Annotated in this window: 20 protein-coding genes, 1 pseudogene and 1 riboswitch; of the genes and pseudogenes, 8 read left to right on the top strand and 13 right to left on the bottom strand. The window is 71.9% G+C overall.

Going from position 1 to position 23,130, the window contains the following annotated elements; translation table 11 throughout:
- Window positions 1-66: 66 nt before the first annotated feature.
- The 7 genes from G3I78_RS12345 to G3I78_RS12315 form a co-directional block, all read right to left on the bottom strand.
- Window positions 67-906: an aminotransferase class IV gene (locus tag G3I78_RS12345; protein WP_164423507.1), complete on the bottom strand. Its 840-nt coding sequence runs from the start codon at window positions 904-906 to the stop codon at window positions 67-69.
- 13 nt (window positions 907-919) lie between these two features.
- Entirely contained in the window at window positions 920-2,089 is a 1,170-nt protein-coding gene (locus G3I78_RS12340) for an FAD-dependent oxidoreductase (RefSeq protein WP_164423505.1), read from the bottom strand.
- Window positions 2,086-3,648, bottom strand: a complete 1,563-nt coding sequence (locus G3I78_RS12335; RefSeq protein WP_164423503.1) for an AMP-binding protein — start codon at window positions 3,646-3,648, stop codon at window positions 2,086-2,088. Before G3I78_RS12335 ends, G3I78_RS12340 begins: the two co-directional genes overlap by 4 nt.
- Before the next feature lie 140 nt (window positions 3,649-3,788).
- Window positions 3,789-5,492, bottom strand: a complete 1,704-nt coding sequence (locus G3I78_RS12330; RefSeq protein WP_164423501.1) for an AMP-binding protein — start codon at window positions 5,490-5,492, stop codon at window positions 3,789-3,791.
- On the bottom strand, window positions 5,489-7,765 hold the full coding sequence (pabB, locus tag G3I78_RS12325; protein ID WP_164423499.1) for an aminodeoxychorismate synthase component I: 2,277 nt from the start codon (window positions 7,763-7,765) through the stop codon (window positions 5,489-5,491). Before pabB ends, G3I78_RS12330 begins: the two co-directional genes overlap by 4 nt.
- A 29-nt stretch (window positions 7,766-7,794) precedes the next feature.
- Window positions 7,795-8,373, bottom strand: coding sequence for an antibiotic biosynthesis monooxygenase (locus G3I78_RS12320; protein ID WP_164423498.1), 579 nt, complete (start codon window positions 8,371-8,373; stop codon window positions 7,795-7,797).
- Window positions 8,374-8,514: 141 nt separating this feature from the next.
- Window positions 8,515-9,375 (bottom strand): hypothetical protein, encoded by an 861-nt coding sequence (locus tag G3I78_RS12315; RefSeq protein ID WP_164424170.1) that lies wholly within the window; start codon window positions 9,373-9,375, stop codon window positions 8,515-8,517.
- Between the two features lie 136 nt (window positions 9,376-9,511).
- On the opposite strand from G3I78_RS12315, the gene G3I78_RS12310 reads away from it, so the two are divergent.
- The 4 genes from G3I78_RS12310 to G3I78_RS12295 all read left to right on the top strand — a co-directional run bounded on the left by G3I78_RS12310 (window position 9,512) and on the right by G3I78_RS12295 (window position 13,994).
- Entirely contained in the window at window positions 9,512-9,904 is a 393-nt protein-coding gene (locus G3I78_RS12310; protein WP_164423496.1) for a hypothetical protein, read from the top strand.
- 5 nt (window positions 9,905-9,909) lie between these two features.
- A complete protein-coding gene (locus G3I78_RS12305) occupies window positions 9,910-11,094 on the top strand; it encodes a glutathionylspermidine synthase family protein (protein WP_164423494.1) in 1,185 nt (394 codons plus the stop codon).
- Between the two features lie 236 nt (window positions 11,095-11,330).
- Window positions 11,331-12,182, top strand: a complete 852-nt coding sequence (locus tag G3I78_RS12300) for an LLM class flavin-dependent oxidoreductase (protein WP_164423492.1) — start codon at window positions 11,331-11,333, stop codon at window positions 12,180-12,182.
- Window positions 12,183-12,410: 228 nt separating this feature from the next.
- Window positions 12,411-12,500, top strand: a riboswitch (ZMP/ZTP riboswitch).
- Window positions 12,501-12,542: 42 nt separating this feature from the next.
- A complete protein-coding gene (locus tag G3I78_RS12295) occupies window positions 12,543-13,994 on the top strand; it encodes a glycine hydroxymethyltransferase (protein WP_164423491.1) in 1,452 nt (483 codons plus the stop codon).
- A gap of 38 nt (window positions 13,995-14,032) precedes the next feature.
- On the opposite strand, the gene G3I78_RS12290 is transcribed toward G3I78_RS12295, so the two are convergent.
- The 4 genes from G3I78_RS12290 to G3I78_RS12275 all read right to left on the bottom strand — a co-directional run bounded on the left by G3I78_RS12290 (window position 14,033) and on the right by G3I78_RS12275 (window position 17,217).
- On the bottom strand, window positions 14,033-14,737 hold the full coding sequence (locus G3I78_RS12290) for a hypothetical protein (RefSeq protein WP_343243729.1): 705 nt from the start codon (window positions 14,735-14,737) through the stop codon (window positions 14,033-14,035).
- 80 nt (window positions 14,738-14,817) lie between these two features.
- Window positions 14,818-15,498 carry a hypothetical protein gene (locus G3I78_RS12285; protein ID WP_239157778.1) on the bottom strand — a complete coding sequence of 227 codons (681 nt, stop codon included), beginning with the start codon at window positions 15,496-15,498 and terminating at the stop codon, window positions 14,818-14,820.
- 161 nt (window positions 15,499-15,659) lie between these two features.
- Window positions 15,660-16,505, bottom strand: coding sequence for a hypothetical protein (locus G3I78_RS12280; RefSeq protein ID WP_203614860.1), 846 nt, complete (start codon window positions 16,503-16,505; stop codon window positions 15,660-15,662).
- 151 nt (window positions 16,506-16,656) lie between these two features.
- Entirely contained in the window at window positions 16,657-17,217 is a 561-nt protein-coding gene (locus tag G3I78_RS12275) for a sigma-70 family RNA polymerase sigma factor (RefSeq protein WP_343243728.1), read from the bottom strand.
- Between the two features lie 142 nt (window positions 17,218-17,359).
- Between G3I78_RS12275 and trpS the strand changes: the two genes are divergently transcribed.
- On the top strand, window positions 17,360-18,373 hold the full coding sequence (trpS, locus tag G3I78_RS12270; protein WP_164423485.1) for a tryptophan--tRNA ligase: 1,014 nt from the start codon (window positions 17,360-17,362) through the stop codon (window positions 18,371-18,373).
- Between the two features lie 181 nt (window positions 18,374-18,554).
- Window positions 18,555-19,139: a 2'-5' RNA ligase family protein gene (locus G3I78_RS12265; protein ID WP_164423483.1), complete on the top strand. Its 585-nt coding sequence runs from the start codon at window positions 18,555-18,557 to the stop codon at window positions 19,137-19,139.
- Between the two features lie 116 nt (window positions 19,140-19,255).
- Here G3I78_RS12265 and G3I78_RS12260 read toward each other — a convergent pair whose 3' ends face one another.
- The gene (locus G3I78_RS12260; protein ID WP_164423481.1) at window positions 19,256-20,011 is read right to left on the bottom strand and encodes a decaprenylphospho-beta-D-erythro-pentofuranosid-2-ulose 2-reductase; all 756 of its coding nucleotides are present in this window, start codon (window positions 20,009-20,011) and stop codon (window positions 19,256-19,258) included.
- A 19-nt stretch (window positions 20,012-20,030) separates the two neighbouring features.
- On the bottom strand, window positions 20,031-21,386 hold the full coding sequence (locus G3I78_RS12255) for an FAD-binding oxidoreductase (RefSeq protein ID WP_164423479.1): 1,356 nt from the start codon (window positions 21,384-21,386) through the stop codon (window positions 20,031-20,033).
- Between the two features lie 133 nt (window positions 21,387-21,519).
- Between G3I78_RS12255 and G3I78_RS12250 the strand changes: the two are divergent.
- Together G3I78_RS12250 and G3I78_RS12245 are read left to right on the top strand one after the other, a co-directional pair.
- Window positions 21,520-21,999 (top strand): annotated as a pseudogene (locus G3I78_RS12250) (phosphatase PAP2 family protein); the annotation flags it as partial.
- 128 nt (window positions 22,000-22,127) lie between these two features.
- Window positions 22,128-23,108, top strand: coding sequence for a decaprenyl-phosphate phosphoribosyltransferase (locus G3I78_RS12245; RefSeq protein WP_164423475.1), 981 nt, complete (start codon window positions 22,128-22,130; stop codon window positions 23,106-23,108).
- Window positions 23,109-23,130 lie beyond the last annotated feature (22 nt).

Genomic DNA, 23,130 nt, shown 5'->3' with positions numbered 1-23,130 from the left:
GGTTCTCTTTCTTCGGTTCCCGGTTCCCTGGTTTCCCTTTCCCCCGGTTCCCTCTTTCCCGGTTCTCTATTTCTCCGGCAGCGGCTCCATGATGTCGTCGAGCCACGCCCGCCATTCCGGGGCGCGCCTCGCCGGTGCCGCTTCGAGCGGCCCGCCGATCCAGCCCGTCACCGGCCGGATCCCGTGCAGCGCGTTGACCAGCCACACCTCACGGCCGTCCAACTCGGCCACGGTCCGCTCGCGGTGGTCGACACGAAGGCCCTCGCGCCGGGCCCGGTCCTGGATGAGCGCCACGGTCACCCCGGGCAGCACCGGCAGCCGGGGCGGCGGCAGACACAGGGTGTCGTCCTCCCACCACAGCACGCTGGCGGTGGCCGCCTCCAGCACGGCGCCGGACGGCGCGACCAGCACCGCCTCCTCCGCGCCCGCACCGGACGCCCGCTCCCGAACCCGGGCGAGCGCGCCCAGGTCCGGCCCCTTGCGGCGGGGCACGGCCCGCGGATCGGACTGACCCGCAGCCCAGACCCGTACGTCGGTCCCCAGCGGGGGAGCGTGCCGCAACAGGAGGTGCAGCTCCAGGGCCCGGGGCGAGGCGTGCGACTCGGGGTCCGCCGTCCCCGTACGGAACTCGGGGGCCAGCTCGACCCGGGGGAACCACTCTCCGGTGCGGGGCAGGGCGTCGGTCATGTCCCGCCAGAACTCCAGCAGCCTGCGCAACGGCGGCCCGCCGACCTCCCCGCAGGACCGCAGGAACCGCTCCCGGTGCCGTTCGAGCCCGCGCACCCTGCCGTCCCGTACCAGCCAGGAGTCAGCGACCAGCAAGGGCGCCGTCGCCTCCGCCGCCGGGGTCAGCCCACGGCTCGGCGACCACGCCAACAGCCCCTGAGCGATGACCGGTTGTGTCACAGCCGTTCCTTCCTCAGTACTTGCCGCCGGCGACCACCGGCGATCCGTGCCGCGGCCCGTACGGCGCGTGCTCCAGCCACGACCCGCACCACGGCAGCACCGGCGCCAGCGCCGCGGCCGCCCGCTGCCCGACCCGCACGATCCGGCGCCGGGGCCGCAGATGGTCCAGCGCGGTACCGGCGGCGGCACTGTTGAACAGCGCGGCGGACCGTCGTACCCCTGCGAACGCCTCCACGGTCCCCTCCGCGACGGCCTCCGCCGCGGCCGCCGCGTCCGCGATGCCGCTGTTCATGCCCCGCGCCCCGAACGGCGGGAAGAGATGCGCCGCCTCCCCGACCAGCAGCACCCGCCGGTGCGGATCGGTGAAGGACGCGGCCACCTTCCGCAGGAAGCGGTACGTCGACACCCACAGGACGCGCTCGTCGTACCCCTCGCCCACGACCGCGGGCAGCCACCGCCGTACGGCCTCCTCGGTGCCGAAGTCCTCCTCCTGGTCGTCGTCCCGGCACTGGAGGTCGACCTGGAAGCCCCCGGTGAACGGCACCCGCATCACACTGCGGCCCCCGGTGCCCGGATGCTCGTAGTGGAAGACCCGCTCCAACGGCAGCTCGGCGCCCGGCACATCGGCCACGTCGACGACCACGTGGAATCCCTCGCCGCGCTCGCCCTCCATGGCGATACCGAGCCCGCCCCGCACGGCGGACCGGGCGCCGTCGGCCGCCACGATGTACTCGCAGCTCCACTCCCGGCCGTCCCCGCAGCTCAGCCACGCCCCGGACGCGGTGGTGCGGACGTCGAGCACCCGGGTGTCCCACACGAACTCCACCCCCGCTCCCTCGCACGCCGCCCGCAGGAAACGCTCGGTGTCGACCTGGCGCAGGCTCGTGAACGGCGGCGGGCCCGGCCTCGGCGGATGGGTGCGGGAGTACACCTCGCGCCCCCGGTACAGGGTCCGGCGGGTCTGCCAGGTCCGCCCGTACGAGGTGATCTCGCCGGCCAGCCCCGGCCGCATCCCGTCGAGGAGCGCGAGGGTCTCGCGGTGCACGAACAGGGCCCGGCTGCCCGGTCGTTCACGGTCCTCCGGGTCCGCCTCCAGCAGCACGACCGGCAGCCCGCGCGCCCGCAGCGCCAGCGCCGCCGACAGGCCCACGGGCCCGGCGCCGACCACCACGACCGGTGTCACGTGCGCGCACCCTCCGCGAGCATCCGGGTGATCTCGACCCGCTTCACCTTCCAGGTCGCGGTCATGGGCAGCTCCTCGAACCGCCACTGCCTGGGCTCGGCCATCGCCGGCAGATCGGCCGTCGCCTCCCGCCACCGCTCGGGGTCCAGCGGCCGCTCGCCCCGCACACACACCACCGGCACCGGCTCCCGGTCCGCCCCCGGCACGATGACCACCTCACGCAGCTCCTCCAGGCGCTCCATCAGGGTGTCCTCGACCTCGAGATTGCTGTGCACGGAGTCGATCCGGTCGATCTCCCGGTCGATCAGATGCAGGGTGCCGAGGCGGCTGCGGTAGCCCATGTCACCCATCTCCCACCAGCCGTCGTTGAGTTGACGCTCGTAGCGGTCCTGCATGCCGAGGTAGGTGAGGATGCGGCCCCGGGTGCGGGCCTCGATCCGCCCGGTGGTCCCGGGTGCCGCGGGCCGTCCGTCGGAGCCGGTGACCCGCACCCGGGTGAAGCCCGGTATCCCGATGCCGACCCGCCGGCCGTCCGCCCGGGCTGCACTGCGCCGGGTGAACCACTGGAAGGCGACCGGCCCGGTCTCGCTCTGCCCGTACAGCTGGACGAGCCAGGGCGTACGGCGCTTCGAGGCGTCCAGCAGCCGCCGTACCGTGCGCGGATGGATCGCGTCGAACGTCGAGCCGTACGACCGCACCCGCGCGAGCGGCGCCCCGGGCGCGTCGGCCAACTCCTCCCACAGCACGAAGGTGTTGGGGTGCGTCTCCACGATCCCGGGCCGGTGCCTGGTCAGCAGCGGTCCCACAGCGGCCGGGTCCGGGTCGGTGATCAGCACCAGCGGACTGCCGAAGTGCAGCAGCACGCCGAGCAGATGGTAGAAGCGCGAGTGCACGAACGACATGTGCAGCGCCGCCGTCTCCCCACGCGTCGGCCAGCCCATCGCCTTCTGCGGAACGAGCCGGTTCCACATGGTGTTCGCGCAGTGCACGGCCAGCTTGGGGAGCCCGGTGGTGCCCGAACTGTGGGTGATCAGCGCCGGTTCGCGCGGATGCAGGCGTACCGGAGCGGGCGGCTCGGAACCGGCGTACTCCGCGAGGCGGTGGGCCCCCGGCGCCTCGTCCACGGACAGGACCTGCCGGACCCGCAGCCCGACCCCCTTGAGCGGACCCTCCAGCTTGGCCCGGTCGGTCACCAGCCACGGCTGCCTGAGCCGCTCGATCAGCTCCCCGGCCACCTCACCGGCCAGACCGGGGGAGAGCAGCACCGGCACCGCGCCGATCCGGGATATCGCGCAGGTCAGCAGCACGATGTCGACGTTGTCCGTCTTGTGCAGGACCACCTGCTCCGAGGGCCGTACCCCCGCCTCCCACAGCCGCCCCGACAACTCCTCGACGACCTCCGCCAGCACCGCGTAGGTGAGGTCGACACCGAGTCCCGGGTGGGTGTCCAGCGGCCGGTCCAGAGTGACGAACACAGCGCCGTGCCGATCGGCCGCCCGGCGGAACACCGGGCCCAGGTAGAACCCCCGGTCGGCGAAGGGGGGTTGTTGCTCTCGCATGGGGCTGTTCCTCTCTGCGGTGGGGGTGGTTGTGGGGGTGTCGGGGGAGATGGGGGAGATGGGGGTGAGGGCGGGGATGTTGGGGGAGGGGGAGTTGAGGGTGCCGGCGGGGGCGCGTCCGGGGTGCTTTCGTTGCCGGGTCACCAGGCGCCTTGGCGGACCAGGTGGCGGCGGAGCTTGCCGGTGGCGGTGCGGGGGAGGGAGGGGACGAGGCTGACGCTCCTGGGCACCTTGAACGCGGCCAGGTGCTCGCGGGCGAGCTTCAACAGCTCCTCCTGGAGGTTCTGGAGGTTCTGGAGGCCCTGGGCGGGCTGGAGTCCTCGGGGGCGCTGGGTGCCTTGGGGGCCTGGGGGGCTTGGGAGTTCGGCGCTGTCCCTCTGAGCGGCGGGTACGACGAACGCCCGCAGCCGGCCCACCCCGGTCCCGTCGATGACGGCCACGACCGCGACCTCCTTCACCGCCGGGTGGGTGCGCAGCACGGCCTCCACCTCCAGCGGGGAGACGGTGATGCCGCCGACCATCTCCATGTCGTCGGCTCGGCCCAGATGCCGGTAGGCGCCGTCGGGCTCCCGCACCGCCCGGTCGTGCGTGGCCAACCAGCCGCGGACCAGGGTGCGTTCGGTCTCCTCGGGCCGGTTCAGATAGCCCGGGGTCACCGTCGGACCGCGCACCCACAGCTCGCCCTCCACACCGTCCGGTACCGGACGGCCCGCGCGGTCACGCAGCTCCACCTCGAAGCCGGGCACGGGGCGCCCGACGGTGCCCGGAGCGTTGTGGTCGAAGCTGTTGGCGCAGAAGGCGTGACCGGCCTCGGTGGAGCCGATCTGCTCCAGCACCGGCGCGCCGAGCAACTCGGTGACCCGCTTGCCCAGTTCCTCCGGCAGCCCCTCACCGGCCGACACCGCGGCCCGCACCGAGGCGAAACAGGCCTCGTGCCCGCTGCCCCGGTCGGCCACGAGCGCCGCGTACGCCGACGGCACCGAGTACAGCAGCGTCACCCGGTGCCGGGCCACCAGCTCGTCCACGGCGGCCGGGTTCGGGCGCCGGTCCACCAGCACGGCCGAGGACCCGGAGAACAGCGGGAAGACGAACGCGTTCCCGAATCCGTAGGCGAAGTACAGCTTCGACACCGACAGCGTCACGTCGTCCCCGGTGATCCGCAGCAGCCGCCGCCCGATCAGGTCGTGATACGCCTTCGGGTCGCCGTGCGTGTGCACGACCCCCTTGGGGCGGCCCGTGGTGCCCGACGTGTACTGCACGTACAACGGCGCGTGCGCGTCCACCGGATGAGCCGGGGCCGGTTCGGCGGAGGCGGTGAGCGCGAGCAGCTGGTCGGCACCGAGCCGCGCCCGGTCGGCGAACCTGTCCTCCAGCCCCGGCCCCGTCACACACAGCACGGCCGAGGTGTCCGCTGCCACGAACGCGTGGTCCGCCGCCGGGAGTTCGGGGTTGACCAGCACGGCGACCGCCCCGACCCGCGCGACGGCCAGGAAGGCCGTCACCCACGCGATCCCGTCAGGCAACGCCAGCACCACCCGGTCACCCGGCCGCACGCCGTACCCGGCCAGCACACTCGCCGCCCCGGCCGCCAGGGCGTGCACCTCACCGTGGGTCCAGACCCGGTGCCCTTGATGAAAGGCCGGCCGCCCGCCCCAACCGCGCCGCTCGGCGAGATCGGCGAGCTGGGCGGCGAGATTGCCGGGGGTGTCGGAGGGGTGGGAGGCGGGGGTGCCGGTGGCGGTATTGGAGGTATGGGAGGGGCCAGATGGGTCGGTGCCGGAGGTGTCGGAGGTGTCGGAGGTGGCGGCGTCGGCCGGCGGCAGCACGGTATGCGGAGTCGTCATCGGACCGGCTCCTCGGTGGTGGCGGCCGTGGTAGCGGCTGTGGCTACGGTGGCGGCGGTGCTGGCGGCTGTGGCCCTGACCGTGGCCGTGCCCGCGTGCCCGCGATGTGCGTCGTCGCGAGCCGTCGTCCGCTGTCGCTGCTCCGCTATCCGGTCCGCCGTGTACAGGTGCAGGGCGCGCATCTGGGCCGCCGTCTTCAGCAGCATCTCGTCGTACTCGGCGACCGGATCGGAGTCGAGGACGATCGCGCCCCCGGCCCCCAGATGCATCAGCCCGTCCGCGAACACCGCCGTACGGATCACGATGTTGAGATCCGCGCCCCCACTGCACCCCAGGTAGCCGAGAGCACCGGAGTAGACACCGCGGGCCTCCGTCTCCAGGGAGTCGATGATCTCCATCGTGCGCAGCTTGGGCGCCCCGGTCATCGAACCGCCGGGGAAGCAGGCCCGTACGCACTGCACCGCGTCGGTGCCCTCCCGCAGCCGCCCCTCCACGGTGGAGACGAGCTGGTGCACGGTCGCGTACGTCTCCGTGGCCATCAGCCGGGTCACCCGCACCGAACCGGTCCGGCACACCCGCCCCAGGTCGTTGCGGAGCAGGTCGACGATCATCAGGTTCTCGGCCCGCGTCTTGGCGTCCGAGGCCAGCGCGTCCCGCAGTCGGGCGTCCTCCTCAGGACCGCTCCCACGCGGTGCGGTGCCCTTGATGGGCCGGGCCTCGGCGATCCCGTCCCGGGTGATCCGCAGAAACCGCTCCGGCGACGAACCGGCCACGTCGACGTCCCCGAACCTCAGAAACGCCCCGTACGGAGCCGGGTTGACCCGGCGCAGCACCCGGTAGAACTCGTACGCGTCCGGCGGTGCGGGTAACCGGGCCGCGTTCGTCAGACAGACCTCGTAACTGGTCCCCGCCCGCAACTCCCGCCGGCACGCCTCGATGTCGGCGAGGTATGTCGCCCGGTCCCGCACCAGCCACGGCTCGGCGGCCCCGAGGTCGGGATCGGGCTGCGTGGCGGGTGCCGTCTGCTGCGGCTCGGTGGTGACGAAGGTCAGCTGGGCCAGCGCGCCCTCCAGCCAGTCCTCGGCCTCCCGCGCGGCCTGCGGGGTGTCCTCGGCGAGACAGACCGCGTAGGTGAACCGCTTCAGATGGTCCACGGCGATCAACCGGTCGGCGAACAGCCAGCAGGCGTCCGGGACTTCGGAGGAGTGCCGGTTCGGCGATCCGCAGTCGGCCTTCGTCTCGTAGCCGAAGTAGCCGACATAGCCCCCGGTGAAGTCGAACGGCAGCCCGCCACCGTCCACCCGACGGCTCTTCAACTGCCGCCCCAGATAGTCGAAGACGCTCGCCGACACCTTCCGCGGCGGCCGGCCGGCCCGCTCGATCTCGCACCGGCCGCTCTCCACGTCGTACCGCACGAACTCCGCCAGCGGCCCCGTGTCGTCACCGAAGAACGAGAACCGCGCCCGCCCCTCCTCGACCAGCGCGCTGTCCAGCCAGAACGCCCGCTTCGACGCCGCGTACATCCGGGTGAACGCGGCCTCCGCGTCCACCGCGCCCGCGATCCGCCGGGTGTGCAGCCGGTAGGCGGGGGTGGCCCGCCGGGGGCGCGGGATCACCGGCGCGGGCCGGGGGACGGCCGCCGCGTCCGGGGTGACCGCGGTGTTCTTCGTGCGCGGCTTACGGGCCCGTTCCGCCGTGAGATTGCGGAAGTTGACGAGCATCCGGTGACCGAAGTCGGTGAGCACGGACTCCGGGTGGAACTGCACCCCCCACAACGGCCGGCTCCGGTGCCTGAGCCCCATCACCACCCCGTCCTCGGCCCAGGCGGTGGCCTCCAGCGTCCGGGGAAGCGGCTCGGACACGGCCAGGGAGTGATAGCGGACCGCGGTGAAACCCTGCGGCAGCCCCCGGAACAGATCCCGTCCGTCGTGCCGGACCGCCGACAGATGCCCGTGCCGCGGTTCCGGGGCGGGCTCCACCGAAGCGCCTTCCCCGAGCGCGATTCCCTGGTGTCCCAGGCACACTCCCAGTACGGGAATGCGCGCCTGTGCGATGACGGCGCTGCTCAGGCCGAAATCACGCGGCCGGCCCGGATGCCCGGGCCCCGGCGACACGACGACGTTGTCGAACTCCGCGAGATACGTCCCGAGATCGGGAATCGAGTCGACGGCGTCGTTCAGGACCACGACCGGTTCCTCGCCGTTGACCTCGGCGACCAGCTGGAACAGGTTGTACGTGTACGAGTCGTAATTGTCGATGAGCAGGGTCTTCACCCGCCCACCTCCCTCGGTTCGTTCCGGACCTATGCGGTCCGTCTTTTGTGCCGTCCGCGAAGTGCCTGGAGCGGTGGATACAGCCATTTCTTGAAGAAACGCTGAAGCCGGGGCATAAGAATCCAGGTGACCAGAGCCGTCACGCATAGGCACAACAGCAGCGTGCGGACGAGCGGATTAAGTCCGCCCAGATAAGGAAGAACGATCAGATTGAACAGGAGCACCGGCGGAAAGACCGCGCTCATGTTCACGAACCACAGTTTCCATTTCGCCGGCGGTGCGGGTGCCTTCGGAGCAGTGGTCTGGGAATCGAACCACACCTTGGTGCCCCGCACGCTCCTGCGCTCCGTCTGCCGGGCGAAGCCCACCACCCGGGCGTCCCACTGCGTCCGGGCGGTCGAATCCTCCCAGGCCCGGGCCGTTCCCTCGCTGGCGAAGCGATAGACCACATGCCACTCCGCCTCTCGGTCGACAAGGACGCCACCCCCCAGGAAACCCGGCTGCCGCGAACTCGCGGCCAGCATGGCCCACCCCCACGAGTGGAAGTCGGCATCACGGCCCGGCACCACCTGATAGGCCACGGTGACGGTGACGGGATTACTGCTCACGCCACCCAGTACGCAATGCCTTCACATCACGTTCAAATATTCAACGACGTTTTTCGAATGTCCGTATCGTGGCTCTTTATCGGCCTTTCGGTCGCCTTGGCTTATTCTGTCGAGCCGTACCCCGAGTAACTTTTCAACAATTCAGGAGATCGAATCCGGGGCGGAATTCGCAGGTGCCTCCCCGAACCGGGCCAGCGCCAGCGCCCCCGCGACGGCCACGGCGAAGCCCAGCACCGCCACCCACCCCAGCCCCTCCCGCGTACGGTCCCCGAGCCACACCACTCCCACCAGCGCGGGCCCGATCGTCTCCCCGATCACCATCCCGGCGGTCGCCGCGGTCACCGACCCCCGCTGCAACGCCGAGGTCAGCGACAGAAAGGCCGCGCCCCCACCGACGAGAAGCGCGTAGGCCGCCGGATTGGCGATCAGGTCCGGCAGGGCGAGCGAGTCGATCAGCCGCACCGCCACCTCGACCACCCCGAACCCGAACCCCGCCCCCAGCCCGAGCGCCAACGCCCGCCCCCGCTCCGGCAGTCGCCCGCCCAGCAGCCCCAGCCCCAGCACCGCCAGGGCCGTCCCGAGCAGCGCGTACTTCAGGGCCGCGGGCCCGCCCCGGTCACCCTCCGTGCCGGACGCGATCCCCAGCAACGCCATCCCGGCGCACACCACCCCGACGGCGCCCCACTCGCTCCCGCTCAACCGCACCCGCAGCAGCCGCGCCGAGACCACCGCCGTCACCGCAAGACTGGACGCGAGCGCCGCGCCCACCGCGTAGATGGGGACCGACCGCAACGCGGCGATCTGCAACAGAAATCCCAGCCCGTCCAGCGCCAACCCCGCGATGTACCGCCACTGCCGCACCGCCCGCAGCAGCAGCGTCACCGCGAACGCCGCTCCCTCGCCGGCACCGTCGCCTTCGCCCGGACCCGCCTCTCGCGTCGCCATCGCCTGCAACACGGTGGCCGTACCGAAGCAGACCGAGGCGCCCAGGGCGCACACCATTCCAAAGAGCACAAAGCGACCTTAGGCGAGGCGGTGAGGGCGGGCCTGCCTCGGGGTGCACTCTTACTGATCTCTAGGCTGTCCGCCGGACAACTGCACACCAGGCCCACGGCCTGACCAACGGGGAGACACCACCATGGCGGACACACGCCGGCAACTTCGCTCGGGCACGGTCGCACTCGGCGGGGTAGGGCTGCTCGCCGCGGCCCTCACCGCCTGCTCCTCCGACCCCGACAAGCGGTGCGTCGACCGCGACAGCTACACCCTCGGCAAGGGCTACCAGGTCGTCGCCGACAAGAACTGCAAGTCCTCCACCGCCACCAAGGGCTCCTACTACTACGGCGGCAAGAAGAAGGGCAGCTGGGTCTCGGGCGGCTCCTTCAGCAAGAAGTCCGGCAAGGGCTCCGGCAGTTCCTCGACCAGCGGCGGCAGCGGGAGCGGCGGCGTCGACCGCGGCGGCTTCGGCAGCAGTGGCGGCAGCGGTGGTAGCGGCGACAGCGGCATCAGCAAGGGCAGCTCCGGCGGCTGACCATCATGCGGCGACACACCATCACCCCACGTCCTGGCTGGCAGCAGACCGTCGAGGCCCAGGGCCTCGTCTACCCGCTCACCCGCCACCCCGACGACTCCCTGCGCCCCTACTGGGACGAGAGCGCCTACTACGCCTTCACGCTTCCCGAGGTGGAGGCGCTGGCGGAGGTCGTCGAGGACCTCCACCGCAGGTGCTTGGCGGCCGCCGAGCACATCGTCACCGAGAACCGCTTCGCCGACCTCGGCATCACCGACCCGCGCGTGGCCGAGGCGGTCGCCGAGGCCTGGCACCGGCGCGCCGAACTCCCTTCCGTCTACGGCCGCTTCGACCTCCGCTACGACGGCACGGGCCCGGCCAAACTCCTGGAGTACAACGCCGACACCCCCACGTCCCTCGTCGAGGCCGCCTCGCCCCAGTGGTTCTGGATGGAGGAGCGCTTCCCCGGCGCCGACCAGTGGAACTCCCTCCACGAACGCCTGGTCACCTCCTGGAAGAAGCAGGCCGCCCTCCTCCCGCCCGGCAGCCCCCTGTACTTCGCGCACTCCTCCGCCGACGAACTCGGCGAGGACCTCATGACGGTCGCCTACCTCAAGGAGACCGCCGAACAGGCAGGCCTGGACACCGACTGGATCTCCATGGAGGAGATCGGCTGGGACCCCCTCTCCGGCCGCTTCGTCGACAACCAGCTCCGCTTCATCCGCAGCTGCTTCAAGCTCTACCCCTGGGAGTGGCTCACCACCGACCGCTTCGCCGACCACGTCCTCGACACCCTCGACAACGGCGGCGGCACCGGCAGCACCCTGTGGATCGAACCCGCCTGGAAGATGCTCCTCAGCAACAAGGCCCTCCTCGCCATCCTCTGGGAGCTGTACCCGGACCACCCCAACCTCCTCCCCGCCCACCTGGACGGCCCCCGCGACCTGGCGTCGACGACCGGTTACGTCTCCAAGCCCCTGTTCGGCCGGGAGGGCGCGGGCGTGACGGTCCACGCCCCGGGCTCGGCCCCCGCGCTTCGCGAAGAACCCTGCTGCTACCAGGAGTTGGCGCCCCTTCCCGACTTCGACGGCAACCATGTCGTCCTCGGCGCCTGGGTGGTGGAGGACGAGTCGGCGGGATTGGGGATCCGGGAGTCGTCCGGATTGGTGACGGATGAGTACGCGCGGTTTCTGCCGCACGTGATCCTTTAGGCGGGGTGGCTCCAGGGGCAGTCGGGACGGCTCCAGGGGGCGGCGGCCCGCCGCTGAAAACACGTTGCCCCGCCCCCACCCACCCCGCTACGTTCCCCTCACTCTGAAGCACACGCTCTCTGGAACCATCGCCGCAGAACGGGAGCAGGTCCGCGCACAGCGCGTGGCACCACGGAGGGGCGGCACCGGATCCGGCCGACCGGCGGATCCCGTACGCCCTCCGGAGGACACTCCCCATGAACATCGGCCTCGGCCTTCCCGTCGACGACCCCGCCCTGCTGCTCACCTGGGCCCGGCGCGCGGACGCGGCCCCTTTCCGCACCCTCGGTCTGCTCGACCGCCTCGTCTACGACAACCCCGAACCCCTCGTCACCCTCGCGACGCTGGCCGGTGCCACGTCCCGCATCCGCGTCCAGACCGAAGTGCTGCTCGCGCCCCTCCACAACACCGCCCTGCTCGCCAAGCAGACGGCGACCCTCGACCGCCTCTCGGGCGGCCGCTTCACCCTCGGCATCGGTGTCGGAGGCCGCGAGGACGACTGCCTCGCCGCCGGTATCGACCTCCACCGCCGGGGCCGCCGCCTCGACGAACAGCTGGCCCTGCTCCGCCGCACCTGGTCCGGCGAGCCCTACGGCGAACACGTCGGCCCCATCGGTCCCGCCCCCGCGACCCCCGGCGGCCCGGAGATCCTGTTCGGCGGCTTCGCCCCCGCCGCCCTCGAACGGGTCGGCCGCTTCGGCGACGGCTTCCTCGGCGCCGCCCTGCCGCCCACCTACATGGCCAACCTGTTCCACGACGCCGAAAGGGCCTGGGAGAAGTACGACCGCCCCGGCCGCCCCCGCCTCGTCGCCCAGGCGAACGTAGCCCTCGGCCCGGACAGCACCCTGCACCGGGCCCGCCGCAACCTCCGCGACTACTACGCCTTCAGCGGCCACGTCGAGTACATGGAGGCCGGCCTGCTCACCACCCCGCGAGAGATCCGCGAGGCCACCGACGCCTACTTCGGCATCGGCGCCGACGAGGTGATGCTCTACTGCTGGGCCTCGGACCCCGACCAGATCGACCGCCTCGCCGACGTCCTCTTCTGACATCGCCCGCATCGCCCGCACCGCCCGCATCGCCCGCACCGACCGCCTCGTCCGCCGACGCGCCCGTCTGTCCTGACCACCAGGTCCGTCAGCTCGCTCGCCCGTCCCGCTGCCCGTCCGCCATGCCCACCCGTCCGCTCCGAGGCCCGGAACCCTGAGCCGGGCCTCGGAGCCCGGCTCGCATGGTGGACTCGCCCCAGCCGCCACCGGGCGTGCCCGGTACGCTGGCCGGCAGGCCGTGACTGGCGCGCTGGGATGGGACGGACCATCGGGGAGCGGCCTGTGAATGACCGAGTGCCGTGCGCCTGGGCCGAACCGTGAACCCGTGACCGCTTCAAGCCACGCAGCCCGGAGGCCGCCATGTCAGAGCAGCAGCCCCTGTCCACCGAGTCCACGGCCTTCCGCGCCGCCCTCGACGTGATCCGTGCCGTCGAGCCGCGCGTCGCCGACGCCATCGGCCAGGAGGTCACCGACCAGCGCGAGATGCTCAAGCTGATCGCCTCGGAGAACTACGCCTCCCCGGCCACCCTCCTCGCGATGGGCAACTGGTTCAGCGACAAGTACGCCGAGGGCACCATCGGCCGCCGCTTCTACGCCGGCTGTCGCAACGTCGACACCGTCGAGTCGCTGGCCGCCGAGCACGCCAAGGAGCTCTTCGGCGCCCGCCACGCCTACGTCCAGCCGCACTCCGGCATCGACGCCAACCTGGTCGCCTTCTGGTCCGTCCTCGCCCAGCGTGTCGAGGTACCCGCCCTGGAGAAGGCCGGTGTCCGCCAGGTCAACGACCTCTCCGACGCCGACTGGGCCGAGCTTCGCCAGGCCTTCGGCAACCAGCGCATGCTCGGCATGTCCCTGGACGCGGGCGGCCACCTCACCCACGGCTTCCGCCCGAACATCTCCGGCAAGATGTTCGACCAGCGCTCCTACGGCACCGACCCCGCCACCGGCCTGGTCGACTACGAGGCCCTGCGCGCCTCGGCCCGCGAGTTCAAACCGATGATCATCGTCGCCGGCTACTCCGCCTACCCGCGCCTGGTGAACTTCCGGATCATGCGCGAGATCGCCGACGAGGTCGGCGCCACGCTCATGGTCGACATGGCCCACTTCGCCGGTCTCGTCGCCGGCAAGGTCCTCACCGGCGACTTCGACCCGGTGCCGCACGCCCAGATCGTCACGACCACGACCCACAAGTCGCTGCGCGGCCCGCGCGGCGGCATGGTGCTGTGCGACGACTCCCTCAAGGACCAGGTCGACCGCGGCTGCCCGATGGTCCTCGGCGGCCCGCTCCCGCACGTCATGGCCGCGAAGGCCGTCGCCCTCGCGGAGGCCCGTCGCCCCTCGTTCCAGGACTACGCGCAGCGCATCGTCGACAACTCCCGCGCCCTGGCCGACGGCCTGATGCGCCGCGGCGCCACCCTGGTCACCGGCGGCACCGACAACCACCTCAACCTGATCGACGTCACCTCCTCCTACGGTCTCACCGGCCGCCAGGCCGAGGCCGCCCTCCTCGAGTCGGGCATCGTCACCAACCGCAACGCCATCCCGGCCGACCCCAACGGCGCCTGGTACACCTCCGGCATCCGCATCGGCACCCCCGCCCTCACCACCCGGGGCCTCGGCACCGCCGAGATGGACGAGGTCGCCGCCCTCATCGACCGGGTCCTCACCACCACGGAGCCCGGCACCACCAGCAAGGGCGCCCCCTCCAAGGCCCAGCACGTCCTCGACCCGAAGGTCGCCGACGAGATCTCCCACCGGGCCACCGACCTCGTGGCGGGCTTCCCGCTCTACCCCGAGGTCGACCTGGGCTGATCCACGCTCTCTGTTGAGTTGTCAAAGACCGGCGACTCTCAAAGATCGATGAGTTCCTGTCGTGGCTCCTCCCGCGGCGGTCCGGCTCCCGGCCGGGCCGCCGCGCGGCGTATCAGGCGGGTGCCGCCGACCCCGGCCGCGAACCCCACGGCCAGCCCCGGCACGGCCCACCAGGCGCCGCGCCCCAGTCCCGCAGGGCCCTCGGCCGCCCCGTCCCGCTCCTCGTCGGCGCCCAACAGCCCCAACCGGTCCGCCCGGTCGAAGACCGCTCTCGGTGCCCGGTGCCAGCGGATGTCGTCGTCCTCCGACTCCGGCGCCGGATCGGTACGCACCCACGGTGTGCCGTCCTGAGCCAGGACCAGCTGGTCCTGCCGCTCCACGGCCACGTCACCACCCGGCGCCTTGTTCGTCTGCGGCCAGCCCCCGACACCCGTCAGTCCCCACATCACGGTGACCCGCACCGACGGATACCGGCCCTCCTCCCAGGCGTCCGGCACCCGCTCCGTGCCCAGGTACATCGGCTGGAACAGCTCCCACAACCGGGCGAACTCCGGATCGCCGGAACGTACCGCCGCCGTCCGGCCCGCGACACCGGTGACGACCATCGCCAGATCGGGCCTGTCGACGCCCACCGCCCGCACCGGCTCCACCGCGGCCTCGGCCCCCGGAGCGCCGGGCACGGTCACCGCCGCTGCCACCGCCAGCGGCGCGAAAACTGTGACCGCCCTGAACGCCGCGACCACCCCAAGAGCTGTAACCACCCCGAGCCGCGGCCCTGCACGTCCCTTCCGCACTGCCATCCCCCTCCGACCTCGACCCCGTCTCACACGTCGCGCAGTTCCTGCCGCGGCCCCGACTCCCCGCGCAGCTGCCCCCAGCTCAACCGCAGCGCGAACGGCCGCAGCACCAGCGCCAGTACGGCCCCGGCCGCCAGGCCCGGCAGGGCCCACCACCACTCGGTGCCGTCGTCCGCCGTTGCAGCGGTGACCGCGGGCGCCGGAACCTCGGAGGGCCCGGCGGTCTCCCTCTCCACCGCGCCCGCGTCGGGCACCGCCTCCTGCTCCGGTGCCGGGAAGACGGCATGCCCTTCGCCGGAGACCTTGCCCATCACTCCCAAGTCCTTGAGTAGAGCGCGTAGTTGGGCCGGATTCTTGGTGCGGTGCCAGGTGCCGTTCATCGACTCCGGCATGTTGTTCGTGGTGTGTATCCACACCGCGTTCCCCTCGCTCAGCGGGAAGACCTGGTCCAGCCGCCAGGGCGAGACGTCATGGACCAGCCACGTGACGTTGATCTGGCGCGCTACCTGAAGATTCGCCTCGGGCGGCTTGACACGGGTGCCCACGCCCAGCGGACCGAGCAGCCGCTCCAACTCGCCGTACTCCTCGTCGGAGAAGTAGAGCGACGCCGTCTCCCCGCTCTCCGGCGAGACCACGAGCACGCTCGTCGGTCCGCCGGCCGACGCTGCGGGCGCGCCCCACACCATCAGGGAGAGCGCCGCCGCCAACGCGCCCGCCCCTGCTGTCAGTTCACGACATCGACTCCTGCCACCGGTCCCATGCCTTGTCATCCGAACCCCCAACAGACGATCCCCGTGCGGCCCGTCCGCGAGCCGCTTGTCACTTCTGGTACACCGCCCGGCCCGACGGGGTTCCCACCCCGCGCGCACTATTTCGGGGACTCCTCCGCCGGGTCGCCGAGGGACCTCGCGATCTCCAACGCCCGCCCCTTCGACGCCACGCCCTCCAGCCGGAGCGTCACATCCGGCACGCCGGACACCCCCGCCCCGTGCATCCACAGCAGCGTCGGCCCGGCGGTGCGCTGCTCACGCGTGTACTGGGAGCCCTCCGCGTCCACCAGCCAGAAACTCAGCAGATGCGGCCGGGGAAACCACAGAGCCGTGTCATTGACCCCACCGAGGTCCGAGGAGTCCCCGCTCAGCGAGAGCCACTCCGGCTTCTCCCGCACGGTCTTGGTGAAGCCGATGTCCAGTCGGGCCGAGTACTCGTCGAGCCGGATCGTGTCCCCGCGCTCCCGCCAGCACAGGCTCACCAGGGACCGGCCCCGGGGCTCCGCCGACACCGTCACCACATCCGGAGTGCCGAGCGCCGACGGCACCAGAGGCGCGAACCCCGCCCGCCGCTCGGCCTGCGCCGACGACACCGAGCGCCCGCAACCAGGCACCTCGGCGCCCGGAGAGGGCACCGCCGTGGGGTCGTGGCGCACCTCGACCCCGCCGAAGTCGAACCAGTCCAGCACTGCCGCCCGCACCGGAGGCGTGAGCGCGAGGACCGTCAGCAGCCCGCACAGCGTCGCGGTCAGCGAACGCCACCGCACTCGTACCCACCGCCGCGCAGCCCGCAATCGCTCACCGGCACCCGGCGGCTCGGCCACCGGCACCGGCACGTGCTCGGCCAGTATCTGGCCCAGCACCCGCTCGACCATCGTCTCCGAGTCCACGGAACCCTCGGCGCCCCCCAGGGACCGGCCCAGCGTCCGCAGCTCGTCCGGCAACCCGGACTCACCGCCCCCGCGCGCCCTCCCGCGCTCACGTCCCCGCGCTCCCGGACCCCGGTCGCCTCCCGAACTGCCCCGGCCGCGCGGCCCCCGCCCTCCGGCGCCCTCAGGACCCCGGCCGCCCTCACCCTCGTACGGACTCCTCCCGTCACCCACGCTCCTCACCCCCTCTCCCGGGCTCGAAATCAGGCAGCAGCTTCTCCAGCTTGCGCAAGGCGCGGTTCAGCCGGGACTTCACCGTGCCCCGGGGCCAGCCCAGCGCCTGCGCCGTCTCCGGCTCGTCCATCTCCAGCAGATAGCGGTAGGTGACGACCAGGCGGTGCTCCTCGCTCAGCTTCTCCAAGGCGGACTCCAGTGCGGCGCGGCGCTCTATCTCCACGGCCGCCACCGCCGGGTCCGCCGATTCCGGTATGAGCGGCTCGGCCTCCACGAAGGCCGCCTCCCGGCCGGCGAGCGTGCGCTGGCGCGCCGCCGTCCGCACTGTGTTCCTCGTCTCATTGGCCACGATCGACAGGAACCACGGCTTGAACGCCGAGCCCTCCTTGAAGCGGCCCAGCGCGCAGTACGCCTTGACGAAGGCCTGCTGCACCACGTCCTCCGCGTCCGCCCCCGCCCCGAGCGCGGTGGCCGCTCTGATCGCGATGCCCGTATGGGCCCGCACCAGCTCCGCGTACGCCTCCGGCTCTCCGGCGCGTACGCGTGCGATCACCGCGGCCTCATCGACGATGCGGCCCCCCTCCCGCGTCCTCACACGATTGGTACACCGCCCGGACCGAATCGGTTCCCACCCGTGGCACATCTGTTTCCGACTGGTTCCGGATCGGCCGCCGACACCTGAGAGAATGGTGAGCATGGCCTCTGATCGACCCCGTGTGCTCTCCGGAATCCAGCCCACCGCAGGCTCGTTCCACCTCGGCAACTACCTCGGCGCCGTCCGCCAGTGGGTGGCCCTCCAGGAGTCCCACGACGCGTTCTACATGGTCGTGGACCTGCACGCGATCACGGTTCCGCAGGACCCGAAGGAGCTCACGGCCAACACCCGCCTGGCCGCCGCCCAGCTCCTCGCCGCCGGTCTCGACCCGGAGCGCTGCACGCTCTTCGTCCAGAGCCACGTCCCCGAGCACGCCCAGCTCGCCTGGGTCATGAACTGCCTCACCGGCTTCGGCGAGGCCTCCCGCATGACCCAGTTCAAGGACAAGTCCGCCCGGCAGGGCGCCGACAGCGCCAGCGTCGGCCTGTTCACGTACCCGATCCTCCAGGTCGCCGACATCCTGCTGTACCAGGCCAACGAGGTCCCGGTCGGCGAGGACCAGCGCCAGCACATCGAGCTGACCCGCGACCTCGCCGAGCGCTTCAACGGCCGTTTCGGCGCGACCTTCACGATCCCGAAGCCGTACATCCTCAAGGAGACGGCGAAGATCTACGACCTTCAGGACCCGACGATCAAGATGAGCAAGTCGGCGTCCACGCCGAAGGGCCTCATCAACCTCCTCGACGAGCCCAAGGCCACCGCCAAGAAGGTCAAGAGCGCGGTCACCGACACCGACACCGTCGTCCGCTACGACACCGAGAACAAGCCGGGCGTCAGCAACCTCCTCACCATCTACTCGACGCTGACCGGCACCGGCATCCCGGAGCTCGAGCAGCAGTACGAGGGCAAGCTCTACGGCGCGCTCAAGACGGACCTCGCCGAGGTCGTCGTCGACTTCGTGACGCCCTTCAGGGAGCGCACCCAGCAGTACCTGGACGATCCGGAGACGCTGGACTCCATCCTGGCGAAGGGCGCGGAGAAGGCCCGCGCGGTCGCCGCGGAGACCCTCTCCCAGACGTACGAGAGGGTGGGCTTCCTGCCCGCCAAGCACTGATCGTCGCCGCGGACCGGCGGCCCCGGCCGCCGAGGCGTACCACCGCACACGAGCACCACCGGGCAGAGCGCTGCACATCACTACGCCTGCGCCTGCCCACAGCACAGCCGTGGCCGTACAGTCGATAGCCGGACGGCTGGGAACGAATCCGACAGGACGACAGGGACGAACAGGAGACGACGTGGGGACCGTAACGATCGGCGTGTCGATCGCGGTCCCGGAGCCTCACGGCAGCCTGCTCCAGGAGCGGCGCGCGGGCTTCGGCGACGCCGCGGCTCACGGCATTCCCACCCATGTCACCCTGCTGCCGCCGACCGAGGTCGAGGCCACCGCGCTGCCGGCCATCGAGGCGCACCTCACCGAGGTCGCCGCGGCCGGCCGGCCCTTCCCGATGAAGCTGTCCGGCACCGGCACCTTCCGGCCGCTGTCGCCGGTCGTGTTCGTCCAGGTCGTCCAGGGCGCCGAGGCCTGCACCTGGCTCCAGAAGCAGGTCCGTGACGCCTCCGGGCCGGTGGCGCGCGACCTCCAGTTCCCGTACCACCCGCACGTCACGGTGGCGCACGGCATCGAGGAGGCGGCCATGGACCGCGCCTTCGCCGAACTCGCCGGGTTCGAGGCCGAGTGGCCGTGCACCGGCTTCGCGCTCTACGAGCAGGGCCCCGACGGGGTGTGGCGCAAGCTGCGCGAGTTCACCTTCGGCGGGTCGGTCGTGCCGCCCCAGGCGGGGCATGTGGAGCGCGGTTCGCTGCCGACGGGCCAGCTGTAACCGCGGCCACGCAGTCTGTACCTGTAGTTACAGGCCGCCGTACCTGCAATCACAGCTCGCCGTACCTGTAGTTACAGCTCCTTGTACCGATAGTTACAGCGGGCCGCCGTCACACGTCACAGCGGCAGCCGCCGGAACAGCCCCCGCGGCACATGCCGCACCGCCGACATGACCACCCGCAGCGCCCCCGGCACCCACACCGTCTCGGAGCGCCGTCGCAGCCCCAGCTCGATCGCCGTCGCGACGGCCTCCGGAGTGGTCGCGAGGGGTGCCTCCTCCAGTCCGGCCGTCATCCTCGACCGTACGAACCCGGGGCGTACGACCATGACGTGCACACCGGTGCCGTGCAGGGCGTCGCCGAGGCCCTGTGCGAAGGCGTCGAGGCCTGCCTTGCTGGAGCCGTAGATGAAGTTGGCGCGGCGGGCGCGCTCACCGGCGACGGAGGAGAGCACGACCAGCGAGCCGTGCCCCTGGGCCTGCAACGCGCGCGCGGAGACCAGTCCGGCCGAGACGGCGCCCGTGTAGTTGGTCTGGGCGACCCGCACCGCGGCGACCGGCTCGCGCTCGTCGTGGGCCTGGTCGCCGAGGATCCCGAAGGCCATCAGCACCATGTCGATGTCGCCCTCGGCGAAGACCTTGCCGAGCACGGCCTCGTGGGATTCGGGGTCCAGCGCGTCGAAGGCGACGGTGTGCACGTCCGCCCCCAGGGCGCGCAGTTCCGCGGCGGCCGTCTCCAGAGCGGGGCAGGGGCGCCCCGCCAGCCACACCGTGCGGGTGCGGCGGACGACGAGGCGGCGGGCGGTGGCCAGCGCGATCTCGGACGTGCCGCCGAGGACGAGCAGGGACTGGGGGATGCCGAAGGCGTCCTTCACGAGCAGCTCCTGGGGTGATCTAGAGGTTGAGTCGGCGGGCCAGGTCGGACACGAACACCCCGCGCGGGTCCAGCTCCGCGCGCAGCGCACGGAAGTCGTCGAGCCGCGGGTACATCGCGGCCACCAGCTCCGGCCGCAGCCGCGAGTCCTTGGCGAGGTAGACCCGCCCGCCGGCCGCGGCGACCTCCTCGTCCAGTTCGTCGAGGAGAGCGCCGAGGCCGGGCAGCGCGGCCGGGACGTCCAGGGCGAGGGTCCAGCCGGGCACCGGGAAGGAGAGCCAGCCAGGGTCGGCGTCCCCGAACCGCTTGAGGACGGCGAGGAAGGACGGGCACCGGTGCTCCGCCACCCGCCGCACGATCCGGTGCAGGGCTTCCTCGTGGCCGTACCCGACGACGAACTGGTACTGCACGAAGCCGCCGCGGCCGTAGACCCGGTTCCAGTGCGGCACGCCGTCCAGGGGGTGGAAGAACGCGGAGATCCGCTGGAGTCGGCCGGTACGCGCGTGGGGCGCCTTCCGGTACCAGAGCTCGTTGAACAGCCCCACGGTCGTGCGGTTGACGAGCCCCTCGGGAAGGAGCGCGGGCGGGGCGGGGAACTGCCGGGTCCGGAACGCCAACGGGTTCCCGCGCGCACGCGTGCCGCCCTTGAGCGCGTCCAGCGGTGCGTGGTCCCCCCGCGTCAGCACCGCCCGTCCCGTCGCGGCCCCGCGTGCCGTCAGGTCGATCCAGGCGACCGAGTACCGGTACCGGTGGTCGCCGGCCTTCAGACGGGCCATCAGATCGTCGAGGTCACGCGCTCGTTCCGTGTCGACCGACATCAGCGACGTCTCGACCGGCAGCAGCTGGACCGTCGCGGTGAGGATCATCCCGGTGAGTCCCATGCCTCCGCAGGTCGCGTCGAACAGCGGCGTGCCGCGGCCCACGGTGCGGATCTCGCCGTCGGCGGTGAGGAGTTCGAAGGACAGCACATGGCGGGAGAAGGAGCCGGACCCATGGTGGTTCTTGCCGTGGATGTCCGCGCCGATCGCCCCGCCGACGGTGACATGGCGGGTGCCGGGCGTCACCGGCACGAACCAGCCGAGCGGCAGCAGCACCTCCATCAGCCGGTGCAGGGAGACGCCCGCGTCGCACAGCACGATCCCGTTGTCCGCGTCGACGACGTGCAGCCGGTCCAGGCCGGTCATGTCGAACACCGCGCCGCCCGCGTTCTGCGCCGCGTCCCCGTACGCCCGCCCCAGGCCCCTGGGGATGCCGCCGCGGCCCCCGCAGCCCCGGACGGCTGCCACGGCCTCCTCGTAGCTCCGTGGACGGATCAGACGGGCCGCTGTGGGCGCGGTGCGGCCCCATCCGGTGACGGGAACGGTGTCGGCAGACATGCCCGTGACCGTATCGCCGCTTTGATCACGATTAGTTTTGAAACATCCTCACTCTCCCCGAAATGGGTGATTAATGGGATGTCGCTCAATATGGGCGGAGATCCCGTCACGCCGCCGTGAACAGTGAGTCCCCATGGATCGCATGGACCACCAGCTTCTCTCGGCACTCCGGGCGTACGGCGGCGAGCCGTACGTCGCCGGGGCCGCGCGCGCCCTGTCCCGGGCCGGTGAACACGGTGCGCTGTGGCTCGCGGCGGGGCTCGCAGGAGCCGCCGTGGACGGCGCGCGGCGCGGTGCCTGGTTGCGCGGTACGGCGCTCACCGCTGGCGCGCACCTCGTGAGCATGGGCGTGAAAAGGGTGGTGCGGCGCCCCCGCCCCGCGCATGTCGAGCCCCTGGTGCGCACGGCGGGTCGGCACTCCTTCCCGAGCTCCCACGCGACCTCCGCCGCCGCGGCGGCCGTCGCCTACGGCACGCTCGGCGCGCGCGTGGTCCCGCCGCTCGCCGCCGCGATGTGCCTCTCCCGTCTGGTCGTCGGCGTCCACTACCCGTCGGACGTCGTCGCGGGCGCGGCCCTTGGCGCGCTCACCGCGCGTGTGGGAGCGCGCTGGATGACCGACGACATGCAGCACTGGACGACCGATGGCGTAGGGCGCCGGACGACCGATGGCGTAAGGCGCCGGACGACCGGCGACGTACAGCACTCGACGGCCGACGCAGTACGGGACGACAGGAGGCGCGCATGACGGAGACAGCGCCCCTCACCAACAACGCCCGCCCCGCCCTCCTGGAACAGCGCACACCTCCCCGCCCCACCCCGCCACCGGCGCCCGGCACCCTCACCGGCGTCCTCCAGGGCCTGCTCAGGACCGCCCGCCCCAAGCAGTGGGTCAAGAACGTCCTGGTCATCGCCGCCCCCGCCGCCGCGGGCCGGCTCTTCGACCCGCACGCCCTCACCCGACTCGCCCTCGTCTTCGCCCTGTTCACGGCCTGCGCCGCCGCCGTCTACCTGATCAACGACGCGCGCGACGTCCACGCCGACCGCGCCCACCCCGTCAAGCGCCACCGCCCCGTCGCCGCCGGACAGGTCCCCGTCCCCGTCGCGTACGCCGTCGGCGGCGCTCTGGGCGTCCTGGCACCGGCCGCCGCGCTCTGGCTGGCCTCCCCGGTCGTCGCGGCGCTCCTCGCGGCGTACATCGGCATGCAACTGGCCTACTGCGTCAGCCTCAAGCACGTCCTCGTCGTCGACCTGGTCGTCGTCACGACCGGCTTCCTGATGCGCGCCACCGCGGGCGGGCTTGCGCTCGGCATTCCGCTCTCGCGCTGGTTCCTGATCACGACCGGGTTCGGTGCGCTGTTCATGGTGTCGGCCAAGCGGTACTCCGAAGCCGTCCAGATGGCCGGGAAAGCGGGCGCCACGCGCGCGTTGCTCACCGAGTACACCACCGGCTACCTCCGCTTCGTCTGGCAGCTTGCGGCCGGTGTCGCCGTGCTCGGCTACTGCCTCTGGGCCCTCGAAGCGGACCACGACACGCCCGCGTGCCCGCTGCCCTGGCGGCAGCTCTCCATGGTCGCCTTCATCCTCGCGATCCTGCGCTACGCCGTCTTCGCCGACCGAGGCACCGCGGGCGAACCCGAGGACGTCCTCCTGCGCGACCGCGCCCTCGCCCTCATCGTGCTGACCTGGCTCGCGATGTACGGCCTGGCGGTGGCCCAGTGGTAGCAGGTCACCGCGAACCCGTCGG

Origin of the sequence: Streptomyces sp. SID13726 (assembly GCF_010548375.1) — a bacterium.
In the GTDB taxonomy this organism is placed as follows: Bacteria; Actinomycetota; Actinomycetes; order Streptomycetales; family Streptomycetaceae; genus Streptomyces.
The sequence above is the reverse complement of the archived record's forward strand: the minus strand, read 5'-3'. Positions and strand labels throughout refer to the sequence as shown.